At 62.8% G+C, this 10,317-nt stretch carries 10 protein-coding genes; 6 read left to right on the top strand and 4 right to left on the bottom strand.

Annotation, left to right across the window (positions count from 1 at the left end; all coding sequences use genetic code 11):
• The first annotated feature begins 87 nt into the window (after positions 1-87).
• Together ACINK1_RS05030 and ACINK1_RS05025 are read left to right on the top strand one after the other, a co-directional pair.
• On the top strand, positions 88-2,451 hold the full coding sequence (locus ACINK1_RS05030; protein ID WP_376800118.1) for a xanthine dehydrogenase family protein molybdopterin-binding subunit: 2,364 nt from the start codon (positions 88-90) through the stop codon (positions 2,449-2,451).
• Positions 2,452-2,509: 58 nt separating this feature from the next.
• The gene (locus tag ACINK1_RS05025; RefSeq protein ID WP_376800119.1) at positions 2,510-3,271 is read left to right on the top strand and encodes a class I SAM-dependent methyltransferase; all 762 of its coding nucleotides are present in this window, start codon (positions 2,510-2,512) and stop codon (positions 3,269-3,271) included.
• On the opposite strand, the gene metW is transcribed toward ACINK1_RS05025, so the two are convergent.
• Positions 3,268-3,900 carry a methionine biosynthesis protein MetW gene (gene metW / locus ACINK1_RS05020; protein ID WP_376800120.1) on the bottom strand — a complete coding sequence of 211 codons (633 nt, stop codon included), beginning with the start codon at positions 3,898-3,900 and terminating at the stop codon, positions 3,268-3,270. The genes ACINK1_RS05025 and metW overlap by 4 nt on opposite strands.
• A gap of 8 nt (positions 3,901-3,908) precedes the next feature.
• Entirely contained in the window at positions 3,909-5,057 is a 1,149-nt protein-coding gene (locus ACINK1_RS05015; protein ID WP_376800127.1) for a homoserine O-acetyltransferase, read from the bottom strand.
• A gap of 217 nt (positions 5,058-5,274) precedes the next feature.
• Between ACINK1_RS05015 and ACINK1_RS05010 the strand changes: the two genes are divergently transcribed.
• From ACINK1_RS05010 to ACINK1_RS05000, 3 genes are read left to right on the top strand one after another with little or no spacing between them, the layout of a single operon-like run.
• The gene (locus tag ACINK1_RS05010) at positions 5,275-6,069 is read left to right on the top strand and encodes a chorismate mutase (RefSeq protein ID WP_376800121.1); all 795 of its coding nucleotides are present in this window, start codon (positions 5,275-5,277) and stop codon (positions 6,067-6,069) included.
• Positions 6,070-6,074: 5 nt separating this feature from the next.
• Positions 6,075-7,187, top strand: a complete 1,113-nt coding sequence (locus ACINK1_RS05005) for a histidinol-phosphate transaminase (RefSeq protein WP_376800122.1) — start codon at positions 6,075-6,077, stop codon at positions 7,185-7,187.
• Positions 7,184-8,122, top strand: coding sequence for a prephenate/arogenate dehydrogenase family protein (locus tag ACINK1_RS05000; RefSeq protein ID WP_376800123.1), 939 nt, complete (start codon positions 7,184-7,186; stop codon positions 8,120-8,122). Before ACINK1_RS05005 ends, ACINK1_RS05000 begins: the two co-directional genes overlap by 4 nt.
• Positions 8,123-8,134: 12 nt before the next feature.
• Here the strand turns inward: ACINK1_RS05000 and ACINK1_RS04995 are convergent, their stop codons facing one another.
• A complete protein-coding gene (locus ACINK1_RS04995; RefSeq protein WP_376800124.1) occupies positions 8,135-9,172 on the bottom strand; it encodes a DUF2125 domain-containing protein in 1,038 nt (345 codons plus the stop codon).
• A gap of 180 nt (positions 9,173-9,352) precedes the next feature.
• Here ACINK1_RS04995 and ACINK1_RS04990 point away from each other — a divergent pair, with 180 nt between their 5' ends.
• Positions 9,353-9,925, top strand: coding sequence for a gamma-glutamylcyclotransferase (locus ACINK1_RS04990; protein ID WP_376800125.1), 573 nt, complete (start codon positions 9,353-9,355; stop codon positions 9,923-9,925).
• Here the strand turns inward: ACINK1_RS04990 and ACINK1_RS04985 are convergent.
• Positions 9,895-10,317: lysophospholipid acyltransferase family protein (locus ACINK1_RS04985; protein ID WP_395760011.1), on the bottom strand; the 423-nt coding region annotated here is incomplete at its 5' end. The genes ACINK1_RS04990 and ACINK1_RS04985 overlap by 31 nt on opposite strands.

Genomic DNA, 10,317 nt, shown 5'->3' with positions numbered 1-10,317 from the left:
TCCTGATCCTTTGGCAATCGAGGCTGTCATTCGACTGCCCAAGGGCACGATCCGTCACTGTTAGGCAATTGCGGAGAGCCTGAAACGATGAACCGCCCCGTCGACCATGTTGATATCGAAGCTGGCCGCTATGCCATTGGTCAGGGCGTTCCCCGCAATGAGGACCCGGTCCTTGTCTCGGGCAAGGGGCGCTACACCGATGACGTCGTGCTCCCCCGTCAGCTCTACGCCGCGATGGTCCGCAGCCAGGTGGCGCATGGCCTCATCACATCGATCGATGTCAGCGCCGCCCTGGCGATGCCTGGCGTTCTTGCCGTCTATACCCAGAAAGACCTGACAGAAGCGGGGTACGGAACCCTCAGCGTCCGCATGCCGCACAAGAATGTCGACGGCACACCCATCCGCAAGGCGGAACGTCTGCCGCTGGCCGATGGCAAAGTATTCTTTGTTGGCGATCCGATTGCCTGCGTTGTTGCCGAAAGTGCTGCCATCGCCCAGGACGGCGCGGAGGCGGTGATGGTCGATATCGACATGTTGCCGGCCGTGACGATGGCCTCGGAAGCGGTGAAGGACGGCGCGCCTCTGCTTCACCCGCAAGCACCCAGCAATGTCGGACTTGATTACGCGTTCGGCGATATGGGAGCGGTTGACCGCGCCTTTGCCGCTGCGGCCCATGTCACCAGCCTTCGCCTGCCCTCAAGCCGCGTCATCGTCAATCCGATGGAGCCGCGCTCGGCGCTGGCCGAATTTGATCGCAAGGCGGAGAAATTCACCCTCACCGTCGGCAGCCAGGGCGCCTTCGGCCTGAGGGCGGCGATCGCCGATGATCTGCTGAAAGTGCCGCGCGATAAATTGCGTATCCTCACGCCCCATGTCGGCGGCTCGTTTGGCATGAAGGCAGGTGCCTTCCCTGAATATATCTGCGTGCTCCATGCCGCAAGGATGCTGGGCCGCCCGGTGAAATGGACGGACCGGCGCTCGGAGAGTTTTGTCTCTGATCATCATGGTCGTGATCATGAAATGACCGCCGAACTGGCGCTCGACAAGCGCGGAAAGTTCCTGGCCGTCCGCATCACGGGTGTGAGCAATCTCGGCGCCTACATCAACCATGTCGGCCCCCTGCCCGGCACGGGCAACATCGCCAAGAACACCATCAGCGTTTACCGGACGCCGCTGATTGCGGTGGCAACAAAAGCGGTGTTCACCAACACCCCGCCCATCGGCCCCTATCGTGGCGCCGGGCGGCCCGAAGGCAATTTCTATATGGAGCGGTTGATCGACAACGCCGCTGCCGAAATGGGCATCGACCGCGTGGCCTTGCGTCGGCGCAACCACATTCTGCCCGCGCACATGCCCTACAAGACGCCTGCCGACACGATCTATGACAGCGGCGACTTCACCGCCCTGCTTGATGAGACGCTGAAGATCGCGGACTGGGACGGTTACGCGGCTCGCCGCAAGGAGAGCCGCAAGCGTGGCCTGCTGCGCGGACGCGGCATTGGCCAATATCTTGAAGTGACCGCGCCGCCGATGAAGGAAATGGGCGGCCTGCGTTTCGAGGCTGATGGCAGCGTCACCATCATCACCGGAACCCTCGATTATGGGCAAGGTCACTGGACACCCTTTGCCCAGGTCCTGCACCAGTACACCGGCATCCCTTTTGAGCGCATCCGCCTCCTCCAGGGCGACAGCGACCAGCTTGTCGCCGGCGGCGGCACCGGCGGGTCAAAATCGCTCATGGCAAGTGGCGCGGCCATCGTCGAGGCAAGCGCTGAACTGATCATGAAAGCAAAACGCGTGGCCGGCCATTTCCTCGAAGCGGGTGACGAGGATATCGAGTTTTCGGGCGGCAAATTACGCGTCGTCGGCACCGACCGTGCGCTATCGATCATGGAACTCGCCGAGCGACTGCGCCACACCACGACGCTGCCGGAAGGCGTGCCCAAGGACCTCAACGTCACGCATATTCACGAGTTCTCGCCGTCAGCCTATCCCAATGGCTGCCATATCGCCGAGGTTGAGATCGATCCGGCAACCGGCATCATCACCATCGCTCGCTATACGGCCGGTGGCGATTTCGGCGTGCTCGTCAATCCTCTCCTCGTCGAGGGGCAGACCCATGGCGGCATCGTCCAGGGTTTCGGGCAGATCCTGATGGAGCGTGTCGTCTACGACGATAACGGCCAGCTCCTGACCGGTTCCTTCATGGATTACACCATGCCGCGCGCTGATGACGCGCCCTTCTTCACGTTCCACAATCATCCCGTGCCGGCAACCACCAACCCGCTGGGCGTCAAGGGGTGTGGCGAGGCGGGGTGCGCCGGCGCCATGCCGGCGGTGATGAACGCGCTCGTTGACGCGCTGCGCGAGCTTGGCATCACCAATCTCGACATGCCGGCTACGCCAGAGAAAGTGTGGCGCATCATTCACGAGGCCCGGAATAGCCGCTAGGCTGGCGCCGGCGGGGGGGGCCGCGCCGTAATGCCACCGCCAAGGAGACAGACGGCCCATGTCCACGCTTGATGTTGTCGGGCTGCGTGATTTCTACGCAACCCCGCTGGGGCGCATGGTGAAGCGCATCCTGCGTGCACGCATTCAGGCGCGCTGGGACAATGTCGTCGGCCTCACGGTGCTGGGGCTTGGCTACGCCACCCCTTTCCTCAACCCGTTCCGTGCCGACGCGCTCAGAACCATGGCCTTCATGCCGGCCGAACAGGGCGTCGTACATTGGCCGCGGCCAAGCGAACCCTCCTCAACCGCTCTTGTCGAGGAAGACGCCCTGCCGCTCCCCGCAGGTTCAGTTGATCGCGCCCTTCTCGTTCACGCCCTTGAGGTGAGCCGCCACCCGGCTGATCTTCTGCGTGAACTGTGGCGCTCGCTCGATGGCGGTGGCCGCCTGATCCTGATCGTGCCCTCGCGGCGCGGCTGGTGGTCGGGCGCCGAATGGACGCCCTTTGGTCACGGCCGCCCCTATTCGCGCAGCCAGCTGACCGATCTGCTGCGCGAAACCCTGTTCTCGCCGCTCGACTGGAGCGAGGCGTTGTACCTGCCGCCAACCAATCGCACTACCCTGCTGCGTGCCGGGCTGATGCTGGAAAAGACCGGACGTGCCATCACCATGCCTTTTGCCGGCGTGCACATTGTCGAAGCAACCAAACAGGTCTATTCGGCAATCCCCGCGCGGCGCGCCTCGCGGCTGGCAGCCCAGCTGCGCCCGGTGCTCGTCCCCATCGCCGAGCCGCGGCGCACCAACCGCACGCCCGTTCGTTAAGACGTTTTGGTCAGGACAAAAAGCGCCTGTGGCGCCATGATATTGGCGATGCTGACCGGCAGCGTTTCACGAAACGGCCGGCCCAGCCGGTCGAGCGGCAACGCCCGCTCGATACGCGCGCCGACTTCGCCGGCAAGCTCAACGAAGTCGCGAATGGTACACAGATGAATATTGGGCGTGTCGTACCAGCGATAGCCGATGGTTTCGGTTACCGGCATCCGCCCCCAGGCGAGGATCTGCCAGCGGATGCGCCAATGCGCGAAGTTTGGAAACGAGACGATGGCGCGCTTGCCGATACGCAGCATGTGGGTCAGCACATCGCGCGGATTGGCGGTCGCCTGCAGCGTCTGCGACAAGATGACAACATCGAACGCCTGATCGGGATAGGTCCCAAGGTCGTGATCGGCATTGCCTTGCACCACCGACAATCCGCCCGCCACGCAGGTGTTGACGTTGGCCCAACTCATGTCGACGCCGCGCCCCTCCACCCCGCGCTGCAGGCGCAGATGGCGCAGCAACGCTCCATCGCCGCAGCCGACATCGAGCACGCGTGCGCCCTGCTCGATCATGTCGGCAATCAGCAGCAGATCGACGCGCGCTTCCGGGATGAGAGGGATCTGTCGGGCCATGATGCGCCTTACGCCAGTCCGCGTATGCGGGCAGCGGCTTCGAGAAAACCGCGGACGGTGGCAAAGAGTTCCGGCTCATCGAGCAAGAACGCGTCATGGCCCTTGTCGCTTGCCAGCTCGACAAACGACACAGCCGCATTGGCGGCATTGAGCGCATGCACCGTCTGGCGCGAATCGATAGTGGGAAAAAGCCAGTCAGAGGAGAACGAGATCACGCAGAAGCGCGTCCTGGTACCGGCAAAGCTGCGCGCCAGCACGCCGCCATGGTCTCCCGCCAGATCGAAATAATCCATGGCGCGCGTCATGTAGAGATAGGAATTGGCATCGAAGCGCTCGACAAACGACACACCCTGATGACGCAGATAGCTCTCGACCTGGAAATCGGCATCGAATCCGAACGTGACACGCTCGCGATCCTGCAGCTCGCGACCGAATTTGCGCTGCAGTGCGGGCTCGGAGAGATAGGTGATATGGGCAGCCATCCGCGCCACCGCCAACCCTTTGGCCGGAATGGCCTGGCGTGCCAGATAGCGCCCGCCATGCCATTCGGGATCTGCCATGATCGCCTGGCGCCCGACCTCATGAAAGGCGATGTTCTGCGCCGAATGCCTGGCGGCGGTCGCAATCGGAATGGCTGAAAACACGCGATCGGGGTAGCTTGCCGCCCATTGCAGCACCTGCATTCCACCCATCGATCCGCCGATGACACAAAAGAGGCTGTCAATCCCCAGCCGGTCGATCAGTTTGGCTTGCGCCCGCACCATGTCGCGGATGGTGATGATGGGTAATTCAAGCCCATAGGCCTCGCCTGTGGCTGGATTGGTCGAGGCAGGCCCCGTCGTGCCCAGACAACCGCCAAGCACGTTCGAGCAGATGACAAAATAGCGATCCGTGTCGATGGGCTTTCCAGGCCCTACCATGATCTCCCACCAGCCGGGCTTGCCGGTGACCGGATGGGTATTGGCCACATGCTGATCGCCGGTCAGCGCGTGACAGATGAGCACGGCGTTCGATTTGTCGGCGTTGAGCGCGCCATAGGTCTGATAGGCTACCGTCAACGGCTGGAAGGCAACGCCGGCGTCAAGCGGCAGCGGATCGCTGGCGCTGAACTGCGCCACCAGCGAATTCGGCTGGTCCGCCTCCCGCCGCGCCTGCATGCCTGACGATGACTTGACAGTCTCTGTCTCGATCACATTGCCCATCCGGTACCGGCTCTGCCATGCACCCTTCACCGCGAGCCTTCGCCAGCGATCAGCCGGGAGGTTCCGTAGCGCTGAAACGGTGACAGCGATATGGGCAGGCAAGGCGAGCGTCAACGTTTTCTTTGATTTCGCCGACTGACGCCTTTATGCATGGCGCCCATTGGAAAAAGCCATGATCACATCGCCGCTGAACAACGCTCTCGCAACCGCCCGTGCCGAAATCGATGAAATCGACGCGCAGATGCATGCCCTTCTCATGCGTCGCGCCGGGATCGTCTCGCGCATCGAAGCCGCCAAAGGCGTGACGCCGGGGCGCTCGGCCTATCGCCCCGCACGCGAGGCAGACATGATGCGCCGGCTTGCGGCCCGCCATCACGGCCCGTTCCCCTTGCCGGCAACCGAGCATATCTGGCGCGAGATCATCACCGCCTTCATCCGCCTGCAGGCGCCCTTCACCGTCCAGCTAGGCTCGCGCGCGGCGTCCTTTCGCGATCTTGCGCGCTTCCAGTTCGGCTCCACCACACCCCTTGAGGCGCATGAGGGGCCGGATGCTGCCATTGCCGCGCTCCGCGAGCGGGCGATGGATGTTGCCCTCGTTCCGGCCGGTGACGAGACAAGCGCCGCCTGGTGGCAGGACTTGGGCAAGGGTGCAGACCCGGCCCTCATCGTCGCCCGCGTGCCCTTCCTGCTTGGCGCTGTTGCCCTGCCCAGCGCCTTCGTGATTGCCCGCATCATACCGGAAGCAACCGGGCAGGACCGCTCGCTGATCGCATTCGACGCACCATCCGACATCGCGCCCGAAGATGTCGCCATGCAAGTGCCCGGCGCGACCGCCATCGCCTCGCGCATCAGCGCCCACCGCCATCACATACTGGCAACGCTGCCCGGTTTTTTCGACCGCGCCATTCCCTTGCCGATGGGTGCGCGTTTTGTCGGTACCTATGCCATTCCCCTGTCAAGTGAGTGACACCGATGTTACAGAGCCCTTCAGCCCCGAGCACGCCGCAGCCGAAGCCTGGCGTTATGGCCATCAGCCCCTATGTGCCGGGCAAATCAACCGCCGGACCAAACGTCACAGTCCACAAGCTTTCGTCCAACGAAAGTCCGCTTGGACCCTCGCCACGAGCGGTTGAAACCCTGACGCGCCTCGGCCCCCAGCTGGCGTTCTATCCTGACCCTTCGGCAACCGTGCTGCGCGGGGCCATCGGCCGGCGCTACGGGCTTGATCCCGCCCGTCTGATCTGTGGCGCCGGATCGGATGAATTGCTGTCACTGGTCGCCCATGCTTATCTCGGACCAGGCGACGAGGCCGTCTACAGCACCTACGGATTTCTGGTCTACCGCATCGCCATTCTCGCCTGCGGCGCCACACCGGTGATCGCCGCTGAAAAGGACTACACCGCCGATGTTGACGCGCTGATTGGCGCGGTCAATGCACGAACCAGGATTGTCTTTCTCGCCAATCCCAACAATCCGACCGGCACCTATCTGCCCTTCGACGAGGTGAAGCGCCTGCACGCCGCGCTGCCTCCGACCTGCCTGCTGGTTCTTGATGCGGCCTATGCTGAATACGTCCAGCGTAATGACTACGAAGCGGGCATTGAACTGGTCGCCGGCAACCACAATGTCATCATGATGCGCACGCTATCCAAGATCTACGGCCTGGCGGCACTGCGCATCGGCTGGGCCTACGGACCGCCGGGCGTCATTGACGCCATGAACCGCATCAGGGGACCGTTCAACATGAACGCCGCGGCGATTGCGGCGGGCGCGGCGGCAATTGATGACCAGGCCCATGTTGAACAAGCGCGCGCGCACAACGACCTTTGGCTGCCGAAGCTGACGAAAGCCCTGAGCGAGCTTGGCCTTCATGTTACCCCGAGCGTCGGCAATTTCCTGCTGATCCATTTCCCGTTGACCACAGGCAGGACGGCGGCGGATGCCGATGCCTTCCTCATGGCGCGCGGCCTCATCCTGCGCCGGGTCGATGGCTATGGCCTGCCGGCCGCGCTGCGCCTGACGATTGGCAGTGACGAGCAGAACCGGCTTGTTGTCTCTGCCCTGACGGAGTTCATGAGCACGTGACGGTTTCTGCGCCAGATCCTGTCGTCGATACGCTCTTCATTGTTGGTATCGGCCTCATCGGCTCCTCGCTTGCCCTTGCAGCGCGCAGCCGAGGTCTGGCACGTCACGTTATTCTCTATGACGCCGACAGCACGGTACGCTCGCGGGCGCGCGCCTTGCAGCTTGGCGACGTTGTCGACGACCTCGCACCTGCCGGGACGGCCGATCTGATCATTATCTGCGTGCCGGTAGGGGCATCAGGGGCTGTCGCTGCAGCGCTGAAGCCCCATGTAAAACCCGGAGCCATCATCTCCGACGTCGGCTCGACCAAGGCTTCCGTCGTGGCACAGATAGCGCCGCATATTCCTGAAGGCGTCCACTTCGTGCCCGCCCATCCCATCGCCGGCACTGAAAATTCCGGACCGGATGCCGGCTTTGCCACGCTCTTCACGGGGCGGTGGGCAGTCATCACGCCGCTGCCCTCTTCCTCTCCTGACGCGGTCGCGACAGTCAAAGCCTTCTGGAGGGGATGTGGCGCCGATGTGAGCGAGATGACACCCGAGCATCACGACATGGTGCTTGCCATCACCAGTCACATTCCTCACCTCATCGCCTACAATATTGTCGGCACCGCCGCCCATCTCGGCGAAGTGACGCAATCGGAAGTCATCACCTATTCCGCCGGCGGTTTTCGCGACTTCACCCGCATCGCCGCGTCCGACCCCAACATGTGGCGCGATGTCTTTCTGCACAACCGCGACGCGGTGCTGGAAATGCTCGGTCGCTTCAACGAGGATTTATCCGCGCTGACCCGTGCGATCCGCTACAACGACGGTGAGGCGCTGTTTGACCATTTCACCCGCACTCGCGCCATTCGCCGCAGTATTCTGGCCGCAGGCCAGGACACGGAGGCCGTCGATTTCGGACGCCATGGCACGGTCAAAAAGGAACAATAGGCGATGATCGCCTCAAAACACGGGCGGAAATGCCCTGATGACCACAGCGCCGAGCGATAACTGCCCGTTATCAACACGGACATCGACCCTGGTTCCCCGCTTGCCTTCGATCTCGCCAGAGCGTCCGACCAGCGTCAGCGCTGGGCCGAAGACAAGCGACAGATCGCCAAAACCAGGGATGGCAAGCCCGTTCAGCAGGGCCGCACTGTCGGCCACTACCGCCTCGAACCCGCCTTGCGCCAGACCGCGCTCGTTGAAGCCAAGCTTGCCGTTGATGCCAAGAATGCCGCCGCCGCGCGTCAGCCTTAATTTGACCAGATCGATCAGACCGCCCGCCCGCGCCCAGGCGGCAAGCACGCCCGCGCTATCTTCGCCGGCAGTTGAGGGCACGGCGCGGATCACCGCGGCACTGCTGAGATCAGCCCCCTGGTGGGGACGGATGCCGGCTGGACCCAGCCCCGAGAGCGAGATGGCAAGATCGTAATCCCGTTTGCTTGCCTCGGTGACGGGCGAGGGGCGCGCATGGAGTTCCAGCATCTGGCTGGCAATTTCTGGCCTGATATTGTCGGCACGCGCGAATGACGGCCGCGTCAGAACGACGCTGAGCCGCTCAAGCACCTGATTGTGGATCGTCAGGCTTGCCTGCCCGCCTTGAAAATCGATGAAGGCAAGCAGCTCATCCTTCTGGCGGATGGTGAGCGGCGCGCTGAAGTCAGCGATCACATGATCGGGATTATAGATCAGAGCGGTTACAGTCAGCGACCCGAACTGGGCAATCATCATACCGTTTGGCGTATGCATCTGCAAAACGGCGTCACGGCACACCACGTCAATCCGGAACGGAAAACCGCCAATATGGCGCTGCGGACAATGATGCTCACGCCCAAGCACTGCCTCAGCCGTCAACCACTGATCAAGCTGGCGCTCAACCTCGGCCCTGATCGTCAGCCATACCCCGCCCCACACACCGGTTACGACCGCAACGGCGAGACAGAGCCACACCACCCAGCCACGCCGTCGCTGGCGCGACACTTGTTGGATATCAGTCATATCAACTCCGCACCGTCATCGCGCTCAAGGACCCGTTTCGACACGCAGGATGACCGCCCGCAACCTCCATCGATCACGATCGCTGGCGCATTGGTCAACGCGCCTCATCGCACCAGCCTCTCCAGCCAAGACCATTGACGCTTGCCCAAAATCGGGCAGGTTGCATCCGCACTTCAAGAGATGGCAGACGGACTTATGCGCGAATTCTGGATTTTTGGCTACGGCTCGCTGATGTGGCGACCTGGTTTTCCCTATCAACGCGCGCTCCCTGCAAGATTATGGGGCTATCATCGCTCGCTCTGCATCTATTCCCTGGTCCACCGCGGCACACCCGAGCGCCCCGGGCTGGTCCTGGGCCTCGATCATGGCGGCAGTTGTCGCGGCGTGGCGTTCGCGATTGCTGACGCTGATATCGATGCGGTGCTGGCATATCTGCGCGCACGCGAACTGGTGACCAGCGTCTACCGGGAAAAATCGTGCACGGTGCGCCTGCTGGAGGGTGAGGACCGAACCGTTCCAGCGGTGTGTTATGTCGCTGATGCGCGCCACGAGCAATTCGCCGGCAGGCTGAGTGACGAGGCAGTGCTGGCCCATGTCGAGCAAGGGCGCGGCGGATATGGCGATAATCGCGACTATGTCATCGCCACACAGAACCACCTTGTAGAACTCGGCATTCACGATCCGCAGTTAAGCTGGCTTACGGATCGCTTGCGCCAGGGTGGTTACGATTCGGCCGGAAGCGCTGACACCTGAGCAGCCTTCGCCTGCAATTCGGCCAGGCGCTGGCGCTGGAAGGGAGTGAGCGGGGGTGCGTCCGGCGACGTTGCCGTTTCGATGAACAGCCGGTCGGAGGCTTCTTCCATCGTCTCCACCAGACGTTTGAAAAACTCATCGGCGCTCAAGCCCGCCGGTATTGCCGGCAGGACATCGACAATCAGGCGGCCGCGATGCCCGCTCCAGAAATAATTCGACCAGAAAAAACCCGAATTGAGCACCACCGGCACCACACTCTGTTCGACCGCAGTGTAGATGCGGGTGATCCCGTATTTGTATTTTGGCTCGGCACCCGGCGGCCGGCGGGTCCCCTCGGGAAAAATCATGATCTGCCGGCCAAGGGCAATCGCTGCGCGCGCATCGCGCGCCAT

This window comes from Raskinella chloraquaticus (SeqCode) (assembly GCF_021731865.1).
GTDB lineage: Bacteria > Pseudomonadota > Alphaproteobacteria > Rhizobiales > UBA4765 > Raskinella > Raskinella chloraquaticus.
The sequence above is the reverse complement of the archived record's forward strand: the minus strand, read 5'-3'. Positions and strand labels throughout refer to the sequence as shown.

Bases quoted from the DNA above. Each gene is read 5' to 3' on its own strand.
- ACINK1_RS05025 (WP_376800119.1), top strand. From the start codon at position 2,510: ATGTCCACGCTTGATGTTGTCGGGCTGCGTGATTTCTACGCAACCCCG.
- ACINK1_RS04990 (WP_376800125.1), top strand. From the start codon at position 9,353: ATGGCAGACGGACTTATGCGCGAATTCTGGATTTTTGGCTACGGCTCG.
- ACINK1_RS05005 (WP_376800122.1), top strand. From the start codon at position 6,075: ATGTTACAGAGCCCTTCAGCCCCGAGCACGCCGCAGCCGAAGCCTGGC.
- ACINK1_RS05010 (WP_376800121.1), top strand. From the start codon at position 5,275: ATGATCACATCGCCGCTGAACAACGCTCTCGCAACCGCCCGTGCCGAA.
- metW (WP_376800120.1), bottom strand. From the start codon at position 3,900: ATGGCCCGACAGATCCCTCTCATCCCGGAAGCGCGCGTCGATCTGCTG.
- ACINK1_RS05015 (WP_376800127.1), bottom strand. From the start codon at position 5,057: ATGCAGGCGCGGCGGGAGGCGGACCAGCCGAATTCGCTGGTGGCGCAG.
- ACINK1_RS04995 (WP_376800124.1), bottom strand. From the start codon at position 9,172: ATGACTGATATCCAACAAGTGTCGCGCCAGCGACGGCGTGGCTGGGTG.
- ACINK1_RS05030 (WP_376800118.1), top strand. From the start codon at position 88: ATGAACCGCCCCGTCGACCATGTTGATATCGAAGCTGGCCGCTATGCC.